Origin of the sequence: Methanoregula sp. (assembly GCF_023227875.1) — an archaeon.
In the GTDB taxonomy this organism is placed as follows: Archaea; Halobacteriota; Methanomicrobia; order Methanomicrobiales; family Methanospirillaceae; genus Methanoregula.
Map to the genome: position 1 here is coordinate 1 of NZ_JALOCH010000022.1, position 23,154 is coordinate 23,154.

Sequence of the window (23,154 nt, forward strand, 5' to 3'; positions counted from 1 at the left end):
ATGCGAGAAGCAGGAGTCGAACCTGCGAACCCCTACGGGAACGGATCTTGAGTCCGCCTCTGTTGGCCACTTAGATATTCTCGCTTGGAATAATGTTGGTGCTGGAATGTAAAAGACTTTGAGATTTTATGGAATTGCTCTTTTGTTACATGAAGTCGGCAAGACCCAGCTGCTGCTGCTTCTCCTCGCCGAACGTGGACTCGATCGCAAGATCGATCACTTCAACCCTTTGCTTGGTATATTCTGAAACCTTGTACTTGCGGCAGATCTCCCGGGACATTTCAAGGTATTTTTTCACCGAACCCTCGTGGACCGTGGGGATGATGTTCCCGTTGCAGATGCCTTTTCCCTTGAACTTCGTACACTTGCCGGCAAGCGGCATCCGCCGGTAGCTCGTATTGCACTTCGTACACCGGAACTTCTGCTTGGAGAAGGCCGAAAGGTTCCCCATGAGATCGCGAATGAAATGGGTGTTGAGCACCCGCTCCGCCACGTCATCGGCGTCAACGGCCCGGATCTTTTCCGCGAGATCGAGTTCCGCCCCGAGCTTGTCGGTCATCGTCTTCATCTGGGTATACATCGATTCAATCGGTCCCGCGGAGATATCCGAAGTATCGTGGGTAAACTGGAAGCCCTCCAGCTGGGCCGGTGTCCCGATCCGGTTCTCGACGCGGTCGATGAGTTTGACGATCGTCTTGGGCTCTGCATAGAGAAGGGCACTGGTATACACTTCGATCGGGTAATGGTCGCAGACATCAACGTTCAAGGCTTCCTTGTCGATCTCGGCCGGGTCGATCCGGCTTGTCAGGACGAGGGGAGCGTCCATCGATCCGCCCCGGTTCTGCGGCAGGAAAGACCGCGAGAAGTTGATCAGGCCGTCAAGGAGGAGCATGATGCAGTCCTCATCGCCATCACACTGTCCGGTGAAGATGCCGTTCGCGACAAGCGTGTGATCGTCTGCAACCGTCAGGCAGTAGACCCGTTCCTCGGGTGCGGGAACCGGTTCAGCAAGCCGGATCGTATCGGAGATCACACAGGAACCTTCGAAGATCGGTACTGAATCGCCGGGTTTGAGTTCCATTGCCTTGAGTTTACGGAGATATCCCGTGTCCCAGACCAGCATTGCATGGTCGGGTGTAACCACGAGTTCCTTCCCCCGCGATGTGGTGAACCGGATCAGTGATGCCGGGGAACGGTGGATGGAGACGGAGGTGACCTTCCGGATATGGATCTGGCCATTCGTATCAACGGTGCGGGTGGAAAACGGCCGTACCGGGTCTGAGTAGTACGTGCCGAGCCGGTCAAGGCCCGGCTGGTTAATATCAAAATTCTCCAGAACGAACTTCCGGATGGGAATCTTTTCCCATCTCCTGCCATCGTACACCTCGATTTCCGTGTCGCCGTAAAAGCAGTTCCTGCGCTTGGCGGCGTGGAAGAACGGGTGGGCATATCCCACGTTCGCACGCGTGAACCCAGCGATCCGTGCAAGGACACCGGCACTCGTGTGCGGTGCAAGGCCGATGACCAGGTGTCCCACGAGGTCGGCAGGTTCCTTCACGTTGTAGAACGGGTCAAGGCCATAGCACTTGACGAGCAGCTCGTCCATGAACTTTGTCACGCTGACCAGCCACTCTGCGCAGGAGTCGGAGACGAGGATGTCCTGAGCGTGGAGTTCCACCACCTGCAGGCCGTTCTGGAGATCGTAGCCATGCGTGTCCTTCGTGTAGCCGAGCGAGCGCATTTTTTCCACGGAGACACGGACTTCATCCGGGCGGATATGCGTGAGGGGCAGGTCGATCATGTCGAACCGGGTCGTGCCGTCCTTGAAGACAAAGATGTTCTGCTGTGCCCGCAGGATGCCCTTCTCCATCGCCTCCACGGACTTCTCCCGGGAGATCATACCCTTGACACCTTTGACGAGGGCGATGCTGTCGGTCTTAAGGCCCATCCGTTCCATTGCTTTTGCGTACTCTGCCTTGACGTTGAGGCTTATCCGTTGGCTGCATACCGCGGGGACATCGCAGTTCGGGCACCGGTCCTGCAGGATCTCGTGGCCGCACTTCTGGCAGGTGAAGAGCGCGACCGTGTGGCCCCCGCATTTTTCGCACCGGTTCAGGTACGTGATCTCGTTGCAGGCCGAACACCGACGCCGCCCCACTTCGATCTCGATGATCCCTCCCTCCTTCTGGAAGTCGAGTTCCGTGTTCTCCGCATCCACTTCGGCCGTGTGGGCAGAGGCAGACTGGAACGAGCGCCGGTTCCCACCGGAATCCCCGAGCGGGAAGAGGACGTGGGGCGGGGGGTTCATTTTCCGCGGCTTCGATTTCCCGGGCCGGCCCATGCGCCCGCCTATCCGTGTGCCGGACCGGGATCGCATCCTGATGCCGGAGAGGTGCATCACCAGCGCGAGCGGGAGCGCATCGGCTGGTGCGTTCTGCCACGTCTCTTCTTTTTTCAGGGTGTCATCAAGCCCGAGCCCGGCAATGAGGGCACGATATGTCCGGATGTGTACGGTCTCCTCGCGGACCTCATGCGGGATCAACAGGGTCTCAAGTGATTCCTTGATTGCAGGATCGGTCGGGAGGTACAGGCCGTCTTCCTTCACGCTTCCCTTCATTGACACATGATCGGCGAGGGCACGGATCTGGTCGGTTGAGATATCGTCCCAGAACCAGGTCCAGGCAGGATACAGGTAACCTCCCTTCCGGGCAACGTCAAGCGCCTCTGCTTCGTTCTTCGGGGATGTTGCCCCTTCACCGGCATCAAGGAGCCACCACTCCTCGCAGTAGCCCGCCGGTACGAGCGGGTGGTTGTTCTCCAGGAACTCCCCGTAGGAGATCAGGATCTCGCCGACATCGAGGATCTTCTCGATCCCGGCAACCAGCCGTTTTGCGGTCGCCTCGTCATCGATCCGGAGCACGTCGCCATTCCGGAGCCGTACTGTCGGGCCCTCGATGGAATCAACCGGCACAACACCGCAGGCTTTACCCGGCCTTTCGGTCTTCATCTGGGTCCCGGTTGCAAGAAATTCCCCGAGGACATAGAGGGTTGCGGGATGCATCCCTGCGGCGGCAAAACCGGTATTGCGCGACCTCCCGTACCGGAGCCGGAAGCCCCCTTTGCGCATCGGGTAGGAGAAGACCGGGCGGCCCCCGATAAGATCGCGGAGGTACTTGTCGAGCGGCTTGATGCCAACAGTCTTCTCACCGTCGCCGCTTTTTGCTGCACCGGCGATCAGTTTATCGAGCCAGTCCCAGCCTTCCATCTTCATCTTCTCGACCCGGCTCTTGAGCTTACGGGCCTTGCCGGCAATGCCTTCCCCGATGACGAGCGCCATGCCACCGCGGACAGCATTCGTCTCCACACGCTCAAGGTTACGGTGGCCCGAGACCTCTTCCTGTTCGGTTGCTTCGCCATCGATACAGACCGGGCAGTTCTCGATGATGATCCGGATCTCCGCCTCGCTCGGGAGATACTGGAGGTTCATGATCGAGTTGTACTGGCGGATCTCCTCGATGTACCGTTCCACCTCCTCCTGTCGCGGGACATAGCGGTTGATGCCCAGTTTCTGGCGCACGTAATCTCCGACCAGCACCGACATTGCCTGTGCCGTTCCCCCGGCGCTCCGTATCGGACCGGCGTAAAAGATCATCAGGTAACTGCTGCCGTCATCGTTCCTGCCAAGACCGACCTTGGCAATCCCTTCCGTAGGTGCGGATACGACCCCTTCAGTCAGGAGTGCCATGGCAACGCGGATCGCGTGGTCGAGCACCTCCATGATGTCCTTCTCCCCAAACTTCCGGGCAACAAAATCGTCACCGATCCGGAGAGCTGCCTCTTCGCGGGACATCGTTGCTTCAAGCTCACGGATCCGCACTGCCACGCCCTTGACCCCGACCAGCACCTCCACACGGTCCGCGAGATCGCTTGCGATCGGGATCTCGACATCGGTGCTGGGATCGAGACCCCGGGTGCGGGCCTCTTTTGCTATCGCAATTTCACGATAGAGCTCGTCCAGCAGGGTCTTCTCGTAGGCCTCCATCGTGGGCGAGAGCTTGAGCATACCGGTACGGTTGTGCCGCACGGAGATTTATGGATGCTGATTCAGGAGACGTTTGAAAACGTCAGGGGGACGACCCGGTCAATCCGGGGAACAGGGGAAGACAAAGGACACGAAATAAAAAGAGACCTGTGGGGAACGCCGCAGCGTTTACATCACGGTTTTTCTTCTTTCTTCTCTTCGGGTTTCACATTTGCTTTATGCGTAAAGATCGTTGCACCCGCACCGATGCATGCCGTGATAATCCCGATTATGCCCGCGATGACCGTAGGGCTCTCCAGGGGTCCTCCTGATGTGCTCTCGGTGGCAACAGGCTGAACCGTAGTAACCGGAACGACCGTGGTTGCCGGGACAGACGCCGTTGCAAGGATGATCTGGGACGACCCCGTGCTGATAGGATGGAGGGTGCCGTAGACAGGGATGTTATGCCCGGCAACGACATACACGGTCCCTTCGTAGTCATTGTACCCGCTCAGCGACAGCCGGACCATGTGGGTTCCAAAAGAGAGACCGGTCACATTTCCCGGGGTTGTCCCATAGTACATCCCGTCAATAAGGATTGCGGCGCCCAGCGGCGATGAGGCAACCGAGATGTCGCCGGAGGTTACCTGGGTCGTCGGAACGGTTGTCGCCACCGTTGTTTCCACCGTTGTCGCCGGGACAGCAGTGGTTGTTGTCGGCACCTCCGTTGTGGCAGAGGTAGCAACCGAGGTTGTGGTCGCTTCCGTGGTGACCTCCGTAGTCACCGTCGTTTCAAGGGTTGTTTCGGTTGTTGTCGGAACAGCCGTGGTGTTCGTAGTATTCACGACATCCGCGGATACAGGGACTATCACAAAGGCAATCGCGATAAGGATGATGAGATGCCTACAGGTCATCTTCATGGTACGATCTCCAAGTCAACGTAGTTGTTCATGAACCTCTGATCGCACCAGGTTGTATGATGGGGTTGATCCCCTGCGATCCGGATATACCGGGAGCGCCACATTCATCGTGGACCGTATTGCAGGGCACGTTCACAATCCCCGTCACGATACACCTGCCGGAAGAGAGATCATGGTTCAGGAAATTATTGCGTGGGCTGGCATGATGAATGTTGTCAGACCCTGTTTCAATACGAAAAAGGGAGGTGAGTGGGGACAAGCGTGGCCCGTCTTTCACTCACCGTTTCCATTATTTACCAGCTTTCATCCGGTTGATACAGAGTATGTAACTTCCCTTATTTTGAGATCGTTTCCAGTACCTTGTTCACAATCTCTTCGCTCCGGTTCTTCATGCCAAACCATACGACAATCGCAATCGAGGCACCAAGACCGATGCCCAGGCCCCAGAATATCGGTGTGAGGATCGTGTAGATGATGGTGAGGTCCAGCAGAAGCTGTGAAAGTGCCAGCATGATGACAACAAAGTACAGGAACAGACGGAGCAGTAAAAGTACCGGGTTGAGCAGTTCAATGTGTGCTGAACTTGTCGAGTAATTCTTGAACACATCGATGAAGTAATCGACAAGGATGATGCCGACAACCATGATGATGACGAATGCTACGACATGGGGGATATACTCGATAACTCCTGTCATGAACTTGCTGAGATAGTCCATGTTGAGTATATCAACTGCCGCGAGAATGGCGATCAGGTAGACGATACACCGTACCGTGATATCTCCCATATATCCGAACGAGACCGGAGACTTTGTAACGTGTTTGCCCAGTTCCGACTCACCAATTGCCGGCGTTGCAGTTGCAGTCGCAGTTGCCTTGTCAAGAATGATCCGTACGGCCTTTCCGAGCAGGCGTCCTACTACCCAGCCGATGAGAAGAACAACCAGCGCACCAATAATGGCAGGAAGTACTGCCATCACATTTTCCAATCCACGGGTAACTATGTCCATTGATACCATCGTAAAACTCCTAGTTTTTAGCACATTTATACGTTTATGAGATAGAGTTGCAACATATTATGTCACATATACTCCATTATAGAGGTGATAACTAATAGTATTTAAAATTTTATTATATCAACAATACATCTTTATGATTCATAACAATTATAAATCCTGCCTCCCATAATTCTTATGAAGGACACCTCACCCGGTAAAACAATATCATGATGCAGGATTACCAGCAGGAACTCATTGTAATTCGGGACCTCCTCAAAAAGAACCCGAACGGGATGAGTGTAACCGATATCTCGAAGGCATTGAAAAAGAACAAGAATACCGTAGGGAGATACCTCGATATCCTGCTCATCTCCGGACAAGTCGACATGCGGACCTACGGCATGGCAAAAGTATACTCCCTCTCCCAGCGGGTCCCGCTGTCTGCCATGCTCAGTTATTCAAAAGAGCTGATCATGGTACTGGATAACGAGTCCCGGATCATTGATGTCAATGGTAATTTTTTAAGCCTCCTTCAGCTCTCGCGTGAAGAGACGGTTGGAAAGAATATCACCTACCTGCAATCACCCGAAGTTGATGTCCATGAATTTCTGGACAGTATCACCTCAGACCGGCTGAACAGCGAGAATACCATCACATTCAAAGTGAGGGACAAGGGCGAGCGGATCTTCCACCAGAAGTGCGTCCCAACCGTTTTCGATGATGGGAGGAAAGGGATCACGCTGATCCTTGAGGATGTCACGGAGCACATCCTTGCTGAACGGGATATCCGGGAGAGTGAGGAGCGCTTCCGGATGATGGCAGAGAACATCCGCGACGGGCTCATCATATTGGAGAACGGCAAAACCGTGTATGCCAACAACCGCATCTCAGAGATCACCGGGTATTCCAACGAAGAACTCTGGTCAATGAATACCCTCACTATCATCCCATCGGAATGTCATGATGAAGTAGCAAAGCGGATACGGGATATCGAAACCCATCCTGACAAACCAAGCGATATCCAGATGTGGATCATCCGGAAGGATGGTGAAAGGAGGTTCGTCTATCTCCGGTTCAGTGCAGTACGGCACAGCAACACACTCTATAATTTCGTGATATTCACCGATATCACGGAGCTCAAGACGCAGGAGGCGAAGGTGCGGGAAAGCGAGCTGCGGTTCCGGATGATGGCAGAGAACATCCAGGACGGGCTCATCATTGCGGAGAACGATCGGGTCGTGTACACGAACCGCCGTATCAACGAGATCTCAGGGTATTCTGAGGAAGAGATGACTTCGATGGGACTCCACGGGACCATTATCGTGGAAGATGTATCGGAGATCGCCGCGGCAGGTATTATCCCCCATTCGGAGAAGACAAAAATTGAGGAGATTGTCAGGGGTGTCCAGCCGGATTCAGGTACACCCGGGGAATTCAGTGTCTGGATACGACGCAAGGATGGCACGCCACGGTTTATCCAGGGGAAGGTCACCGCTGCCCGTCACGGGGATGTAACCAGTACCTACATCACTATCGCAGATATCACGATGTTTGCAGAGCGGGAGAAGAACCTGCGTGAGCGGATCGATGCGCTCCAGGAAATTTTGCATTAATAGTTTACACCTACCAATGCGAACCTCCGGGGCGAGTTCTGACATTTATTATTCACATGTATAACCCATAAGAAAAATGTTTTAATATTATCACCTTCAACATTAGAGAGACATTTGCTGATACAGCGCGGGACAATCATGACAGTTTGTGAAAAAAATACAATTCTCGGGAACAGGATACCCAGCAATCCTAGACAGAGGGGGCACCGTAGCTACAGTCTCCTCGTGCTCCTGATCCTGACCGGTATCGCGATGGCATGCATTGCAGTATCACCTGCAAGTGCCGGATCACAATACATGGCGGGAAGCCCGGAGCTTTCCGCAACGATCTCCGGCAACAATGAACTCTCACCCGGCAAGGAAGTACAGCTTGCCGTCGTCATCCAGAACACCGGAATCAACGAGTTCAAGTTTGTAAAATCGGGTATTGTTGATACCGATGACCTTCCGAATACCGCCAAGTTCCTGACAGTAACCCTTGGTTCAGGCGACTCTCCCCTTATCGTGAAATCAGACCCTCAGATGGTCGGCGACCTCAAGGCAAGCGGGACGGCAACCGCCACGTTCACCGTAAGAGTCCCATCTGATGCGGCAGCAGGGACCTACTCGCTGCCGGTCCGGCTCAATTATACCTACCTGTATACCGCCGAACAGTATGGATCTGACACGGTCCAGTATACCTACAAGACTATCGACAAGATCCTCCAGATCCCTGTAAAGGTCAAGTCGAATGTCAGGATCGATGTCATCTCTGCTGATATCCAGCACCTGAATGCCGGTACGGAAGGCTATATCACCCTCACCGTGCAGAATGTCGGTCACGAGGATGCAACGAAGGCCATTGTCACCATTGCACGGAATGATGGAAGTCCCGTTATCCCGACGGAAGCCAGTGCATATGTCGGTGATTTCCCGGCCAACGGGACCGCAAAGTGCATCTTCAAGACCTCCGTGGATCAGGGCGCAGAAGAACAGACGTACCCCCTCGATGTCTATGTGAAATACGAGAACAGCGAGGGCGACACCGTCTCTTCCGACATTGAGACAATCGGGGTCCCGGTCGGGGGCAAGATCACCTTTTCCATAAACTCCGACGTGCAGACAATCGCACCCGGAGAGAAGAAAGTGATCCAGGCGAGCTTCAAGAACACCGGCGGGGCAACCGCTTACCAGGCCCTGGCCCGGGTCAGCATGGTCGACCCCTTCACCAGCAACGATGACTCCGCATTCCTTGGCGATATCGCACCCGGGGAGACAAAAGAGGCCTCATTCCTGGTATCAGCAGATGGCTCTGCCACCGTGAAGAACTACGGCATCGATACCGAGATCCGGTACCGCGATGCCCTTGACAACTCCGTTATATCGGACCCTATGAAGCTGAGCGTTGATGTTGTCGAGAAAAAAAGTGCGGTCTCTTCACTGATGGGTAACCCGGCGATCCTTGCCGCAATCGCCATCATCGTCATTGCAATCGGGTATCTCCTCTATCGCAGCAGGAAAAAACTCCAGTAACGAGGGAAAAGCATGACCTCTACCAGCTTTTCCGGTAATGCCCGTACAACACTCGCAGTGATCGCTCTGATCGTCTGCAGTGCCGTTATTGCAGCGCCGGTCTCTGCAGCAATCTACACGCAAATATCAGGGTCGCCTGCAACGACCTCCAAGTATCTTGGCGGAAGCCCGTCGCTCTCTGCCAGTGTGACCGGGGCCAACGAGTTCACCCCGGGCCAGGATGCCACGATCACGGTTCTGGTGAAGAATTCCGGCGTTAATGCCATGAAGCAGCTCAACCAGACTGCGATTGAATACAGTGATCTTCCGACAACGGCAAAATTTGTCACGCTGACACTCACCTCCGACAACAATGCAGTGATCATAAAAAGCGATCCGCAGATCCTCAACAGCATTCCTGCCAGCGGGACAGGTTCAACCGTGCAGTTCAAGGCAAAGATCTCCTCGAATGCAACCGCAGGAGAATACCAGCTGCCGCTCGTCATCAATTACCAATATCCCCGGGTGATCCAGCAGCAAAAAGACTCGGAATTCGAGGATACCTATACAACGACCGAGGTAACACTCCCCGTCACCATCCGGATCAAGCCCGAAGTGAAGATCGCAGTCGTGGAATCCACCTCGGACCCCATAAGTGCGGGGACCGAAGGGTTCCTCAACCTGAAAATCAGGAATGACGGCCCCGAAAATGGCAGCAAAGCCAGCGTGAAACTCATCCGGAGCGGGAGCAGCGCAATCATACCAACCGACAGTTCAGCGTTCATCGGAGATTTCCCGAGTGGCGGCATTGTCGGGTGCAGGTTCAAGATTGTCGCATCCAAGGACGCAACAGCCCAGACCTACCCGGTCGATGTCTTTGTCACCTACACGAACAGCGAGGGGGACGTCGTCACCACGAAAAGCGAGACCATCGGTATACCTGTAGACAGCAAGACCAGCTTCGCCGTAACCTCACCGGTACCCGCTGTTGCAGCCGGAACGCAGGGCATCATTGAGGTTCAGTACCGGAACACCGGTAACACAACGGTATACGAGACCCAGTCGCGGCTGACTCCCCACGGCGATGTCACCATTGATAACAACGTGGCATACCTTGGCGAGCTCCAGCCGGGGCAATCCGGAACCGCCCTGTACGACATCACCATCGGGAAGAGCACCGAACCTTCGACATATACGTTCGACAGCAAGCTCCGGTACCGTGACGCCCTCGGCAACAGCCAGGAGTCCGACACGATTGTAGTATCCATACAGGTCCTGCCCGCCAGGGCAGATACTGTTGCCGGAATTCCGACAACTGTCGTCATCGCCGGGATCATCCTCGTGGTTATTGCGGCCGGCATCGGACTGTACGCATACCGTCGCAAAACAAGCCTGCAGTGAGATCTCATAATGACACCCATACAGGGATATACACTCAACGATAGCGGGTGTTGGTCTGCTCCCATGAACAGATGCAAGAGGGGTATGGTATATGATTAAGGAACTCTTTGAAGCGATAGCGAATGCAATCATCCGGAGACCAAAGTTGGTTGCCGGCCTCGTCATCGCCCTCTTCTGCATCGGTCTCTATGGTATGACCACGCTCACGATGGCAACGGGATGGGAGACCTACATCAACAAGGACTCCCCCTCCGGGCACCTCCAGGCAAAATATGAAGAGAATTTTCAGTCAGATGCCATCATCCTCATCATCGAAGCCGGGGATCCGCTGAGCCCGGATGTCCTTTCCTATATCGATAATCTCGAGACGGATATCCGGCAGCAACAGAATATAGATAGCATATACAGCATCACGGATGTCCTGAAAGCCTACAATGGAGGGACGCTTCCCACATCAAAGGATGAAACACTGCGTATCGTCAGTCTATTCCCCGAAAGCACCCGCGACAAGGTCTATCCTTCCAACGTGCTGACCCTTGTCCAGATCCAGCTCACCGAGGGATTGTCGGATGATGTCCAGAAGTCCGTCCTCGACAACATGGAATCGATTATCAAGACGTCCCCGGTTCCACCCGGCGTAACTGTCGAGATGTCCGGATCCCCGGCATTCACACAGCAGATGGGCGAAGGGCTCACAAGCAACATGGGCATCCTCATCGGTGGAGCCATGATCCTGATGATCATCACAATGGGGATCCTCTTCGCCTATGTCCGCCACCGGTTCATGCCGGTCCTGCTGGTCGCCATCGGCCTTGTCACCTCACTTGGCCTGATGGGTATTGCAGGCATCAGCCTGAACATGGCGGTGATCGGAGCCTTCCCGGTCCTGATTGGGCTGGGGATCGATTATGCGATCCAGTTCCATGCCCGGTTCGATGAAGAGGCTCGGAAAGGATCGCTTGAGGATGCGGTCTTCAATACCGTAACCCGCACCGGTCCTGCGGTCATGTACGCCATGCTCGCTACATCCATGGGATTTTTAGCCATGTTTGTCTCGTCTGTTACGATGATCCAGTCGTTTGGCCTTGTGGCCATCATCGGCATCAACACCTGCTACTGGATCTGCTGCATCGGCATGCCGACGCTCGGCCTCCTGCTGAACTACAAGCCAAAACCCGACCAGACCGGGCAATGTTATGCCGTAGGAACGGATGCCTGTGACACGATCATCGGGAAAAAGAACCGCACAAAGAAGAGCTCCTTCTCCTATGGCGACTTCCTGACTAGCACCTCTGTAAAGATTGCGAAGAACCCGGTACCGATCCTGCTCGTGGCCGCTCTTATCGCCCTCATCGGGTTCCAGATCGACCCGACCATCCCGGTCAGTTCTGATGAGAACACCTTTGTCCCCTCGGATATGCCGGCCAAGATCAACATGGACAAGGTCAGCCGCGTCATCGGTGCATCCAGTACCGCTGACCTGATGGTCCAGGGTGCCCGCGTAACCGATCTCGATACGGTGATCTGGATACAGGAGTTCCAGGATTACGAACTGGCGCACCATTCGGAATTGACCGGTGCGACCAGCATCGTCACGTATATTCTCCAGTATAACAATGGCGTGATGCCGGAGACCCAGGCTGAACTCAACAGCGTGCTGGTGACGATACCAGAGGATACAAGAACATCGGTTCTCAGCGACCCGATGTGCGGGATCATCCGGTTCAGCACCGAAGACCTGGAGATGGGGCAGCAGGAGACATTAAAAGAGCAGATGGTGAAGGAGATTGAGTTCCTTGAGCCCCCGGTCGGCATTACCGTAGAACCGGCAGGAAGTTTCGAGCTGTATACCAGTCTTCTCGGGTCCATGTCGGAATCAAAGGACCTGATGACCGTTCTCGGGTTCATCTTCGTCTTCGTATTCCTCATCCTCGTGTACCGGCACATCCATGCGATAGCCCCGATCATCCCGATCATCTTCGTTGTGGGATGGAACGCGGTTATGATGTATATCATGGGCCTTACCTACACCCCGCTCACCGCAACGCTGGGGTCGATGACCATCGGTGTAGCCGCGGAATATACGATCCTGGTCATGGAACGGTACGCGGAGGAGGAGGAGAGGCTCCACGATCCCCTTGCCGCCATCCAGGAGAGCGTCCAGAAGATCGGCAGCGCCATCACGGTCTCGGGCCTGGCCACGTTCTTCGGGTTCTCGGCACTCTGCCTTGCAACCTTCCCGATCATCAGCAACTTCGGCATCACCACCCTGATTGCCGTCGCGTTCTCCCTGATGGGTGCGATCTTCATCATGCCCGCGGTACTCTCGCTGTTAGGCAGGTTCACCGTATGGCTCGAAGCGAGAAAGGGTCATGGAGCTCCTGAAGGGAGCGAACAGACACCAACAGATATTTCGATGTAATCCCAACTACCCCTCAACCATCTCTTTTAAACGGCCAATAAATACCGGCCGAAGAAGGAACAATCCTACATACAAGAATCGCAGGACGCGTCTTCAATCGGAGAGAACAGATATTATTGCCTTGTCACTCTTCTTTCTCAGCATGCTCAACGATGGTTGGCAGGCCGGCCTCCCCCATCTGCCAGAGCGTAAGCGTGGCGCAGGACCGGAGGATCTCGTCTGCATCGTTGAGCCGCTGCCGAAGGGGCTCCACGGCAGGCACCCCGATCCGGCAGAGGGCCTGCGATAAAAATCCCCGCAGTTCCCGGTCATCGCTTGCCATTGCCGCGATCAGCGATTCGATGGCAGGGATACCGATCTCACCGAGGGTCGCGGCGGCGTAACGCCGGAACTCCCGGCTGTCGTGCTCCCGCATCGCGGCGATCAGCGGTGCGACCGAGGACTCCCCGATCTTCGCAAGTGCAATCGCCGCGTACCAGCGCCGGTCATTGTCCCCTGCTTCTGCAAGCGCCGTAATAAGGGGGGAGATTGCCGGCGTCCCGGTCTCCCGCAGGTTCGAGATCGCTTCATGCCGCTCTTCGATCCGCGGTGAGGCGAGGGCTGCAATCTGCTTTCGGATCTCCTCCCCACGGACCTCCATCTCTCTACCGGTTCCTGTCATACCTGACAGTGATCTGGGCACTCCGCCCACTTGGCTCTTTCCTTTTCCGAACGGTCATCAGACCGTGAGGACGAGAAGAATTGCGATGCAATTCTTCGAAGGTCGGTTGATGTCTCCCTTTTCATTGTCGTGGTTCGAAGATTTCCTGCGGAAATCTTCTCTTCCTCAAGGTCCTTGCGGACCTTTCGGATTTCAAACCCCGATACCGTATCAGAACCACGTAATTATCACACGAATCCCAGCCAGGCCGGGACAAAGAGGATGCCAAAGAAGACAAGCATCATTGCCATGCCGAGCGGGATGCCGACCCGTGCCCATTCGCTGCTGCTGATACTGAGCTTGCAGGCAGCGATGATGTTGGGGATATTGCCGGGGATGAGCATCCCCCCGGCAACCAGCAGTCCCATCAGGGCGCTCGTAATCTGCTGAGGAGAGAGGGCGGGACTGATCTCCGCAGCAGCAAGGGTTGCATTGTCGAGAACGGCAGAGACAATGTTGATCCAGTACAGCCCGGCTGACGGGATGGTGATGATGTATTCGAGGATCAGCGGCTTGAAGCCCTCTCCGAGAAAGACGAGTGCCATGATGAAGAGGTACACCTTGCCAGCCCGGAGAAGGATCTCGGTCAGCGTCTCGCGTTCAACAATGCATTCAAGTTTCTGCTCACCGGTGTGGCTCCGGGAGAAGAGGATCACACCGACAAACCCGAGTGCGATGACAGTCGGGATGATATAGATGCCCAGACGTTCGAACAGGAACGTAAACCCGGCATGGTAGGGAGCACCGGAGAGTTTTGACACAACAATTGTGGTAAGGGGTTCGCCCAGAGGTGTAAGACCGGCCCCAAGACCGATGGAGAAGCAGGAGACCACCGTGATCTCCACTTTGGCTTTCTGCACTACGGGAAGGGCGTTGACGATCTCAACAAGAATGATCGCGGCGAGGATTGCGGAGATGATGCTCGATACCAGACCAAGGACGACGATGAGCAAAAAGACGATCCACTTTAGTGAGAACCGGTCAACCATCCCAACGATCACTTCCTGCATCCGGTGGTGGAAGACGTAGATCACGAGCCCGAAGACGAGCACAATCTGGACGATCCCGATGGGGATCCCATACAGGCTCGTAATCTGCAGCGGGGAGAGGAGTGCCTCCTCAACAATTGCCAGGCTCCAGCCGGTCTGCTCACCGGGTAACGTGATGAACCCGGAGATCGTGAGTGCAGCAACACCACAGGCAAAGAGAAAGACCTCGAGGTTGCACTCAATGGATTTCACCCGGAACGGGAGGATGAGGACCAGTACGAAGATGATCAGTAACCCGAGATTTGCCAGAATGTCCATTTCCTGTCTCCCGGATAGCCGGCAGGGTGTGTCCAGCCGGTTCCCGCAGGAGAGTGGGTTCCCGGAAGATTAATGGATTACTTTTCATGACACTGTCCCCTCCCGGGGTAACAAAGTATATTACCTACATCGGAGGTATAGGCAATTGATCATCTCATAGGTGTGTGGGGGATGGCGCAGGATCTTATGAAAACGATCGGTGCTCTGCAGAATGCGGCGGTCGGTCGTTGCCGGAAGCGGATAGCCGAGGCGGCACTGAGGGCAAAGGGGATTATCGGGAACGATCCACCGGATACCGATGACACCGATCTCTGCCGGAAGCCCCCGTGCGGGGTAACGTCGATCCTGAAACGGAAACACGGACTCTAGTTGGGGGGCATCATGGATTCGGAAAAAACACTCCTGCAGCAGATCCGGGACAAGGAGCAGGAACTTGCCCAAGAGGTCGATGCTGCCCGGGCAGAGGCGGAGGCGTCCGTTGCCGCCGCGCGTGCAGAAGCTGAAGACCTGCTCTGTACGGCAGACAAGCTCGGGAAGACCACTGCTGAACAGGTGTACTGGAAGGAGCGGGGGAGGACCGAGCTCGAGATCGGGGACCTGAAAAAAGCAGCTGAACTGGACAGGGAGATCACCCAGGTGCAGGGAGCGCGGAATATCCCTGCCGCTGCGGAACGGATTGTCAGGTACGTAACATCGGAATGATGCCGGGGATGCCCGGCAGGGAGTTGTATGCTCCAGGCAATGAAACGCATCCAGGTGGTCGGGCCGAAAGATGAACTGGGCCGGGCAGTCGACCTGCTGTACCGGGCGGGCACCATCCATCTCGAGAACGCGCCGGAACTTATATCACGGGGAGAGATCTGCCTGGACCGTGTCAGGCAGGAAGAGGCCGGGGCCGTAGCCGAGGCCCTCGGGAAGACGAGTGCCATCCTATCCACCCTCCCTCCCATTGATGACGATCCGGACCGCCAGGCGCAGCTCCGGGCATCTCTTGAGAAAAAGACTCATGCCGAACTTGTCGCACGGGCGCGCGAGATCATCCACACCCTTGAGACAACGACCCGTGAGCTGGCGGCAAAGAAGAGCGAACTTACCCTCTCGATCACGGCACTGAACCGGTACGAGAAGGTGCTCGATATCATCCAGCCGGTCGAGAAGGAGCTGCCGGTGCTGGAGGGATTTGAGGTCACGATCCTGCTCATCCAGGAGGAGCACCGGGACGTCCTCGCGCTGATCAAGAAAGAGCTGGACACGATCACCGGTGACCGGTTCGAGATGACCGCAACAACGGTCGATGCCGACACCCTCGCGGCTATCATGGTCTTCCCCAAGCGGTATTCCGAAGAGATCCATTCCTTCATCTATTCCGTGAACGTGAACGAGGTGAGGCTCCCCAAGGAATATTCGGGGAGGCCGTTCTACGAGATGTATACCCTGCTTGAAGAGAGCCGGATGCGTGCCAAGGACGAGATCGCCCGCATCGATGCGGACCTTCTGGCACTCTCCACTACCTGGTACCAGGAACTGGTCGTCATCAGAAAACATCTCGGGAACATCCATGGGGAACTTGGGGCATACCGGAACTTCGGGCTCTCGGAGTACACGTTTGTCATCATGGGCTGGATCCCGAAGAAGTACCTCAGGAAGACTGAACGGGCCCTGCACGATGCTTTTGGCGACCGCGTGATTGTCTGTGAACTACCAACGACAGAAAAAGACATGGAGGATGCCCCGGTCTTCTACGATAACCCCTTCTGGGTGAGACCCTTCGAGGTCATCATGCAGCTCGTCTCCCCGCCCCGGTACCGGGAGATCGACCCGTCACCGGTCCTTGCGATCTTCTTCCCGCTCTTTTTCGGGATCATGGTCGGCGACATCGGGTACGGGCTCGTCATCCTCGCCTTTGCGCTCTTCATCCGGCACCGCTTCGCAGCGATCGCGTTTGCGAAAAGCCTTGCCGACATCCTGATCATCTCATCAATACCAACGATCGTCTTCGGGTACCTGTTCGGTGAATTCTTCGGGGACCTCGGGGAGGTGATGGGCTGGCTCCACCCGGTGCACTTCCTCGGCATCACCTGGAACCGCGTGGAAGCAATGATCCCGATGCTGATCCTCGCCATCGCGATCGGGGTCATACACGTGGTCCTGGGCCTCGTTATCGGCATCCGGAATGCGGTGATCACGAAGAGCCGGAAGCATCTTTATGAAAAGTGCGGCATGCTGATGATGATCATCGCAATCGTCATCCTCATGGCAATGCTCGGTGGCGTATTGGCGGATGTCGCGATCTACCCGGTGGTCGCCCTCATGCTCATCGCCCTGCCCCTCATCCTGTTGGGGGCCGGGGTATTCGGCACGATCGAGGTGATGGGTACGGTCGGCAACATCCTCTCGTACGCCCGGCTGATGGCAATCGGGATGGCCTCGGTGATCCTCGCGATGGTTGCAAACGAGCTCGGCGGGGCGTTCGAGTTTGCGATCATCGGGATCATCGTCGCCGTCCTGCTGCACGCGCTCAATATCGTGCTCGCGATGTTCTCCCCCTCGATCCACTCGATGCGTCTCCATATCGTGGAGTTTTTCAGCAAGTTCTACGAAGGGGGCGGGATGAAGTACCAGCCGTTTGCCCGGGCGGTTACGGAGGGGGAGCAGAAAGGGACGGGACCGGATCCCGGCGTGCAGGAACCTTCGTGAGTCTCCTGCATCCTCTTTTTCCTTAAGGATTCCCTCCCGTTTATATTCAGAACGAAAAAAGAGTACCAGGAACGATCATGGAGAAACGTCAGAACAGGGTTTTGTGCGGAGTACGAACCAACGGGGTGATTATCAGAGTTTCAATCCGGATCCCTTTTTTATGCACTGAAATACTCCAGTAAAAAGACTGGCAGATCATACCCGGTACTGGGGGAGACCCGTATGAAATCCGAAAGAGCCCCCAAGTCTCCCAAAATAAGAAATTTTATCATCTGTCACCCGTGATCTACTATCATTATGGACACCGATAGAATCCTGACAGTGATCCTCAGTATCATTATCCTCCTGTTCGGGCTGGTTGCAGTAATCGCACCCTCTGCAGTTTTTGGGATCTTATTACTGGTTATTGGAATTATCCTCATCGTATTCGGGATTTTAACCGCAGGAATCGGTCTTTCTGCAGAGAGCGGAACGCCAAAGATGGTTCTCTTTGGCTCAGGCCTGATCAGTATCATGATCGGCCTTCTTGCCATCCTCACTCCCTACATCCCGACCATCGCAATCGGCTACCTGGTTGCACTCTGGCTTGTTATCAACGGGTTGCTCTCGATCGCCTATGCGATCTCCGTAACGTGGGAGAGACACCGGATCCTGACCGGCCTTGTTGGTGTGATCAGTTTCCTGATCGGTATGTACCTGTTCTTCAACCCGGGTGCAGGATCTACATTCATTATACTGGTACTCGGCATCTTCTTCATTATCGCTGGTATTCTCTCATTGATTATGAGTGCCTTTTTCTGGAAACAATAATTCCATTTTTTTACGAAAAATCGGGGAGAATGTCTCTCCCGTATCTGATCAGAAAAAGAGGGTCATGCCTGTTTATAGACCGTGCCAGCCTTCATTACGAAGCTGACCTTCTCCATCACCGCGATATCTTCGAACGGGTTGCCCCGGACGGCAATGATATCCGCAGCCTTCCCGGGTGCGAGGGTCCCCAGTTCGGGATGCATCAGCATCTCCGCAGCAACACTCGTTGCGGCACGGAGCGCCCGCATGGGTGAGATGCCGTTTTCCACCATCTCGCCAAACTCAAGTGCGCCATTGACGCTGTAGGAGAGGATGCCCATATCGGTCCCAAAGGCGATCTTTATTTTGCTTTCTGCGAGATTTTTGGCATTTTCAATGAGGATGTCCTTGTACATCCGCATCTTCATCTTCTCATACGGATTGTTTCCTATCGATTCCCAGTATTCCTCGCTGTCCGCAAACCGGGCTGACCTCACACCCGCATACTGGGTCGGTACGAGGAAGACACCCCTCTCCTCAATCAATTGGAGAGTCTTTTTGGATGCCATGGCCCCGTGCTCAACCGACCGTACACCGGCAAGGACCGCCATCCGGACCGCTTCATCGCCGTGAAGATGGGCCGAAACCGGCCGGTGGTATTGGGTGGCAGTGGCGACCAGGCTCTCCATCTCTTCCTTTGTATACCCGACATCAACGGGATTGTCTGCCGGGGATGCAAAACCACCGGATGCAGCAAACTTGATCCATTCGGCACCCCACTTGATCTCTTCCCGGACTACTCTTCGGATCTCCTCGGGACCATCGGCGAGATTGTTCTGCCACCCCTTACCGTCGGGAGAGAGGAGCCCGGTGGCATCCATGTGGCCGCTTCTCGCAGAGAGCATGTGGCCGGAATTGATCAGCCGCGAGCCGGGGATGAGCCCATGCTCAACTGCCATCTTTATGTCACGGACGGTGTACCCGTGGAGATCCATATCCCCGCAGTCCCGGACGGTGGTGAACCCGTTCATCAGGTGCTTTCTGAGTGCCTCAGCACCAAGGAGGGCCTTGTACCCTCCTGAAAAGCTCCAGAAACTCCCCATCATCTCCGGCCGCAGCGTGATGTGGACGTGGCAGTCGATGAGACCGGGCATGACCATACGGTCGGAGAGATCGATGACCGCTGCATCGGCAGGTATCGGGATTTTTTCTGCAATCTGTTGGATTATCCCCTCTTTTACCAGGATGTCACGGGAACCAAGCGGGGCATTGGACTGGCCATCCCAGAATGTTCCTGCATGGATGAGGGTAACCGGCATCAGGCATCGCTCCGGATCTCATGCCCGGCAGGATTCGTTGTCATGACAGGCTGATACCGTGATTCTGGAGTTTCTGGTGGTAGTGTCATATACAGTCCTCCTATGCAATTGTAGGGGTCTGGTCTAATTCTCATTATGTTGCTGCTCCGAAACGTTTAAGGATACGTTGCATCAGGATTGAACGGATATACCTGCCCGGGGATATGTCCATCACCTCGTTAATTATAGGAACAGATATTACACTTATAGAAAGGATAATCAAATCAACGAACACGAGGGATTATGGGGACACATGAAAAATAAACTTGCCTCGTAAGGGAGTGTTATAAGAGAGAGATTACCTCACTTTTTGTGAGAGTATGTGTGAAGACTCAAACATCGCTCTGATCCGAAAAAGAATAAAAATGCAGAATATCATTCAACTGTGAAAAATAATCAGATGTTGAACGAGGAGGTTACCCACGAATATTATGCCGAAGAATGCGATCCTCCAAAAAACCTGTTTTGTCTGCCATCACTCATCAAGCCCGATAAAGAATGCATCTTCTCTGCGTCCCGGTACAGCAGGACCATCGGGAATTGTGGATCTTGAGGGTCGTCCAAAGGAATTAACAGAGTATATTTTGAGAACACAGCTTGAAGTCTGCCCGCACTGTGGATATATTGCTGAAGACATCGGGAAGAGAACCTCCATCACCAAAGACTTCCTGCAGTCTCCTGCCTACGGTAGTCTCCAGAATCCGGAAATCCCCCCGTCTCCATCTCTCTACCAACGTGTTGCACTCATCCAGCTGGCGGAAAACAACCCGGAAAAAGCCATAGCCAGTTATCTCTCCGCTGCATGGTGCGCTGACAGTTTACTCAAACCGGAATTAGCCGTTTCCTTCCGGAGAAAAGCCCTGTCCCTGATATTTTCAGATAATAAAACATTTGCCGACATCCCATCGAAACAATGGATTCCGGTCCTTGATACCATGCGGCGGTGCGGGGATTTCGACAGAGTAATCCGTCACGTTACCAGTCTTCTGGCTATTGCAGGCCCGGCACTGCAACAGGAACTTGATTATGAACTCTTATGCGGAGACAGTGAACCGCACACCAATCTTGATGTCGTAAACAGCCATCGACACAGGTCAGGACCTCAAAATACCGTTGATGAGTTTACCATTGACGGCAAATCCTACTCTACCGAAGACGACTGTCGTGGAAGGGGATGGAACTGGATTGCAGCAACACGCACCCTTGTCCTCTCCAACTATCACGGTTCGGCAATTCAGGCAACCGGCGACATCACTATCCGGCTCGTACAGATAGACAACCAGATAGAAAGTGCTCACGGACCGGGAATTCACCTCCGCCATGGAAACCTGAAACTATCAGGTGCTATGTTTTTGTCCATTAACGGGGATGGAGGGGGGATTTTCGTTGATGATGGGACCCTGGAAATGGCAGGTATATTCCTTAAAATCCGGACAAAAGATTACGGGATCTTTACCTCAGGTACTATCACCATCACAGACAGTTGTGTAATTGATGTCCGTTCAAAAACGACGGCAATCAAATCGGTATCGGGGGGATTGAATGCATCCGGCAAGCCTGTCCTGAAAATCTTTGGAATGGATGCAGGAATTGATCTTGCGGGAGATTTGAACCAGACTGAGGGTATTCAGCAGATTGAGAGTCCTAATGGCTGCGGAATTATAAGTCACCACGGTTCTCTCGCACTCACTGGCTGTAATAGTGACTTCATCTGTGGGGATACCTGCATCAATCTCGAAAATGGCAGTCTCTCCACCAAATGGATGCACGGTACCCTGAATGGAACCTCCTGTGTAACGGTAAACGGTTCGTGCAGTATTACCGGTAGCAATATAACGTTCTCCAGCGTGGACTTCGGACTTTTTGTGTCCAAAGATATGGAGATTTCTAACACCAAATGCGAATCCTCCGGAAAAACTGCCATAGCGGTTGGAGGAAAGCTGCAAATTCAAAATGTGAATATCTCTGCATCAGGAGGAATGGGGATATCTGTTGGTGGTGATATAAAATGTGCCGGGGGGATCCTGATGCTTCAGGGAGATACGGCAATGCAGATCTCAGGGGCTGCAGAAATTTCCAACGCACAAATTATGGGAGTCGGCAAAATCAGTGGAATTGTGGTGCATGGTTCCTATTCCCAGTCTGGAGGGGATATTTCTTTCTCCGGGGATGCGCAGGAGGGTATGAGGGTTTTCGGAAAGGAGATGAGAATAAACTCAGGATCCCTAAAAGTATCAGGCCGTAAAAGCGGACTGGATGTGGACGGAGATGTAGCACTGGAGAATGTTGCTCTCCTTTCCGCTTCCGGCAATATCGGATTTTCCTGTAAGTCGCTGAAAATTATAAAAAACGTGAATATAAAGGCTACCGGAGAGGAAATCGGTCTTTCTATAAGGGGCGGGAATCTTTTTTTCGGGGATACGATAACGGTGAATGCAACCGGCAACGTGGGGATATATGCAACACATGATATCGGGATTCATGGAGGTACTATCCAGGTTACCGGGCAGTTTGCCGGAATTGTTATGGAGAGTGGCAATCTGATAATTACCAATGGTGCAATAGATATTTTCGGGGAGGAATTCGGGATACTGCTCCAGTCGGGGTCAATGGAGGTCTTTTCCGGGATTATCGACATTACCAATTCAAGGATGACGGATTCGGGAGGCTGTGGTATTGCTGTTGAGAAGGGAAATCTAGCTGCAGGGGGCATAATGACAATTAATGGTGAGAGTTACGCGATATCAGTACCCTCCGGAGAGATTTTCATGAGACGCGGGATGATCGAGGCTTACGGTTTCCGTGCGGGTATTACGGGGAAATCCATGAAACTGAATGATGTATCGCTTACTGCCTACGGAAAGACCGAGGGCGCGGTTGTTCTCACCGGACAAGATACCTGGAATGATGAAGGAGTTGTTATCCTCGCAGGAAAATCTACCAAGACAGCAACGGATACGATTTATTCCGACCAGAAGTATGTTCATGCCTATTCGGTTCATCTCCCTGATGCCTCGTGAAGAGGGTATTTTGGCGTGATCAGAGTTCCTCTTTATCCCTGCGGTTAATTTGTTATCAGCAGACACTTTCATCATCACTCCATTCGCGGACGATCCTCAAGCCGGGATGATGTATTCCATGGGATGAACCGATTCAAGCCCTTTAAAAACCAAACTTTTCCGATTCTATAAGGCAGTCTCATGAGCCAACCGGTGATTGGACATGACCCTTGCGGAATTTACAATCAACAATTTTCCATAATACCTATCTGGTGTACATCAGATGGGGACACCACCCCATGCTATTTTTCCCACAGATATACTAAAATTTATTTACTATAGTTTATTAGAAACAATTTTCTTTAAATATAGGAATTGATTTTAGGATCCTCTAATGACACATTATTTATATGATTACTTTTTAGCATTGAAAATATTAAA

General features: G+C 53.9%; 15 protein-coding genes and 1 tRNA gene. 9 read left to right on the forward strand and 7 right to left on the reverse strand.

Features of this window, described 5'->3' with window-relative positions; all coding sequences use genetic code 11:
* Position 1: 1 nt before the first annotated feature.
* The 4 genes from M0R30_RS14305 to M0R30_RS14320 all read right to left on the reverse strand — a co-directional run bounded on the left by M0R30_RS14305 (position 2) and on the right by M0R30_RS14320 (position 5,915).
* Positions 2 to 84, reverse strand: a tRNA-Leu gene (locus tag M0R30_RS14305).
* 61 nt (positions 85 to 145) lie between these two features.
* Positions 146 to 4,063 (reverse strand): DNA-directed DNA polymerase II large subunit, encoded by a 3,918-nt coding sequence (locus M0R30_RS14310; protein ID WP_292548112.1) that lies wholly within the window; start codon positions 4,061 to 4,063, stop codon positions 146 to 148.
* Between the two features lie 152 nt (positions 4,064 to 4,215).
* Positions 4,216 to 4,941 (reverse strand): PEGA domain-containing protein, encoded by a 726-nt coding sequence (locus M0R30_RS14315; protein WP_292548114.1) that lies wholly within the window; start codon positions 4,939 to 4,941, stop codon positions 4,216 to 4,218.
* Positions 4,942 to 5,276: 335 nt separating this feature from the next.
* A complete protein-coding gene (locus M0R30_RS14320) occupies positions 5,277 to 5,915 on the reverse strand; it encodes a hypothetical protein (RefSeq protein ID WP_292548116.1) in 639 nt (212 codons plus the stop codon).
* Positions 5,916 to 6,163: 248 nt separating this feature from the next.
* Here M0R30_RS14320 and M0R30_RS14325 point away from each other — a divergent pair, with 248 nt between their 5' ends.
* The 4 genes from M0R30_RS14325 (at position 6,164) to M0R30_RS14340 (ending at position 12,863) form a co-directional block, all read left to right on the forward strand.
* Positions 6,164 to 7,549 (forward strand): PAS domain S-box protein, encoded by a 1,386-nt coding sequence (locus tag M0R30_RS14325; protein ID WP_292548118.1) that lies wholly within the window; start codon positions 6,164 to 6,166, stop codon positions 7,547 to 7,549.
* A 138-nt stretch (positions 7,550 to 7,687) separates the two neighbouring features.
* Positions 7,688 to 9,061: an S-layer protein gene (locus M0R30_RS14330; RefSeq protein WP_292548120.1), complete on the forward strand. Its 1,374-nt coding sequence runs from the start codon at positions 7,688 to 7,690 to the stop codon at positions 9,059 to 9,061.
* A gap of 12 nt (positions 9,062 to 9,073) precedes the next feature.
* Entirely contained in the window at positions 9,074 to 10,441 is a 1,368-nt protein-coding gene (locus M0R30_RS14335; RefSeq protein WP_292548122.1) for an S-layer protein, read from the forward strand.
* Positions 10,442 to 10,532: 91 nt separating this feature from the next.
* Positions 10,533 to 12,863, forward strand: coding sequence for a hydrophobe/amphiphile efflux-3 (HAE3) family transporter (locus tag M0R30_RS14340; RefSeq protein WP_292548124.1), 2,331 nt, complete (start codon positions 10,533 to 10,535; stop codon positions 12,861 to 12,863).
* Between the two features lie 124 nt (positions 12,864 to 12,987).
* Here M0R30_RS14340 and M0R30_RS14345 read toward each other — a convergent pair whose 3' ends face one another.
* A complete protein-coding gene (locus tag M0R30_RS14345; RefSeq protein WP_292548126.1) occupies positions 12,988 to 13,503 on the reverse strand; it encodes a HEAT repeat domain-containing protein in 516 nt (171 codons plus the stop codon).
* A 248-nt stretch (positions 13,504 to 13,751) separates the two neighbouring features.
* Positions 13,752 to 14,870, reverse strand: coding sequence for a DUF1646 family protein (locus M0R30_RS14350; protein ID WP_292548128.1), 1,119 nt, complete (start codon positions 14,868 to 14,870; stop codon positions 13,752 to 13,754).
* Between the two features lie 171 nt (positions 14,871 to 15,041).
* On the opposite strand from M0R30_RS14350, the gene M0R30_RS14355 reads away from it, so the two are divergent.
* From M0R30_RS14355 to M0R30_RS14370, 4 genes are all read left to right on the forward strand, one after another.
* Positions 15,042 to 15,239 carry a hypothetical protein gene (locus M0R30_RS14355; RefSeq protein ID WP_292548130.1) on the forward strand — a complete coding sequence of 66 codons (198 nt, stop codon included), beginning with the start codon at positions 15,042 to 15,044 and terminating at the stop codon, positions 15,237 to 15,239.
* Between the two features lie 12 nt (positions 15,240 to 15,251).
* The gene (locus M0R30_RS14360; protein ID WP_292548132.1) at positions 15,252 to 15,572 is read left to right on the forward strand and encodes a V-type ATPase subunit subunit G family protein; all 321 of its coding nucleotides are present in this window, start codon (positions 15,252 to 15,254) and stop codon (positions 15,570 to 15,572) included.
* Positions 15,573 to 15,599: 27 nt separating this feature from the next.
* Positions 15,600 to 17,567 (forward strand): V-type ATP synthase subunit I, encoded by a 1,968-nt coding sequence (locus M0R30_RS14365; RefSeq protein WP_292548134.1) that lies wholly within the window; start codon positions 15,600 to 15,602, stop codon positions 17,565 to 17,567.
* A gap of 297 nt (positions 17,568 to 17,864) precedes the next feature.
* Complete coding sequence (locus tag M0R30_RS14370) at positions 17,865 to 18,377, forward strand: DUF308 domain-containing protein (protein ID WP_292548136.1); 513 nt, start codon at positions 17,865 to 17,867, stop codon at positions 18,375 to 18,377.
* Between the two features lie 62 nt (positions 18,378 to 18,439).
* Here the strand turns inward: M0R30_RS14370 and M0R30_RS14375 are convergent, their stop codons facing one another.
* Positions 18,440 to 19,675, reverse strand: a complete 1,236-nt coding sequence (locus M0R30_RS14375) for an amidohydrolase family protein (RefSeq protein WP_292548138.1) — start codon at positions 19,673 to 19,675, stop codon at positions 18,440 to 18,442.
* A gap of 470 nt (positions 19,676 to 20,145) precedes the next feature.
* Between M0R30_RS14375 and M0R30_RS14380 the strand changes: the two genes are divergently transcribed.
* Positions 20,146 to 22,734: a hypothetical protein gene (locus M0R30_RS14380; RefSeq protein ID WP_292548140.1), complete on the forward strand. Its 2,589-nt coding sequence runs from the start codon at positions 20,146 to 20,148 to the stop codon at positions 22,732 to 22,734.
* The last annotated feature ends 420 nt before the right edge of the window (positions 22,735 to 23,154 follow it).

What these genes read in the sequence shown, in the direction of transcription:
- M0R30_RS14310 (WP_292548112.1), bottom strand. Translation starts at nt 4,063, where the DNA reads ATGCTCAAGCTCTCGCCCACGATGGAGGCCTACGAGAAGACCCTGCTG.
- M0R30_RS14315 (WP_292548114.1), bottom strand. Translation starts at nt 4,941, where the DNA reads ATGAAGATGACCTGTAGGCATCTCATCATCCTTATCGCGATTGCCTTT.
- M0R30_RS14320 (WP_292548116.1), bottom strand. Translation starts at nt 5,915, where the DNA reads ATGGCAGTACTTCCTGCCATTATTGGTGCGCTGGTTGTTCTTCTCATC.
- M0R30_RS14325 (WP_292548118.1), top strand. Translation starts at nt 6,164, where the DNA reads ATGATGCAGGATTACCAGCAGGAACTCATTGTAATTCGGGACCTCCTC.
- M0R30_RS14330 (WP_292548120.1), top strand. Translation starts at nt 7,688, where the DNA reads ATGACAGTTTGTGAAAAAAATACAATTCTCGGGAACAGGATACCCAGC.
- M0R30_RS14335 (WP_292548122.1), top strand. Translation starts at nt 9,074, where the DNA reads ATGACCTCTACCAGCTTTTCCGGTAATGCCCGTACAACACTCGCAGTG.
- M0R30_RS14340 (WP_292548124.1), top strand. Translation starts at nt 10,533, where the DNA reads ATGATTAAGGAACTCTTTGAAGCGATAGCGAATGCAATCATCCGGAGA.
- M0R30_RS14345 (WP_292548126.1), bottom strand. Translation starts at nt 13,503, where the DNA reads ATGGAGGTCCGTGGGGAGGAGATCCGAAAGCAGATTGCAGCCCTCGCC.
- M0R30_RS14350 (WP_292548128.1), bottom strand. Translation starts at nt 14,870, where the DNA reads ATGGACATTCTGGCAAATCTCGGGTTACTGATCATCTTCGTACTGGTC.
- M0R30_RS14355 (WP_292548130.1), top strand. Translation starts at nt 15,042, where the DNA reads ATGGCGCAGGATCTTATGAAAACGATCGGTGCTCTGCAGAATGCGGCG.
- M0R30_RS14360 (WP_292548132.1), top strand. Translation starts at nt 15,252, where the DNA reads ATGGATTCGGAAAAAACACTCCTGCAGCAGATCCGGGACAAGGAGCAG.
- M0R30_RS14365 (WP_292548134.1), top strand. Translation starts at nt 15,600, where the DNA reads ATGCTCCAGGCAATGAAACGCATCCAGGTGGTCGGGCCGAAAGATGAA.
- M0R30_RS14370 (WP_292548136.1), top strand. Translation starts at nt 17,865, where the DNA reads ATGGACACCGATAGAATCCTGACAGTGATCCTCAGTATCATTATCCTC.
- M0R30_RS14375 (WP_292548138.1), bottom strand. Translation starts at nt 19,675, where the DNA reads ATGCCGGTTACCCTCATCCATGCAGGAACATTCTGGGATGGCCAGTCC.
- M0R30_RS14380 (WP_292548140.1), top strand. Translation starts at nt 20,146, where the DNA reads ATGCCGAAGAATGCGATCCTCCAAAAAACCTGTTTTGTCTGCCATCAC.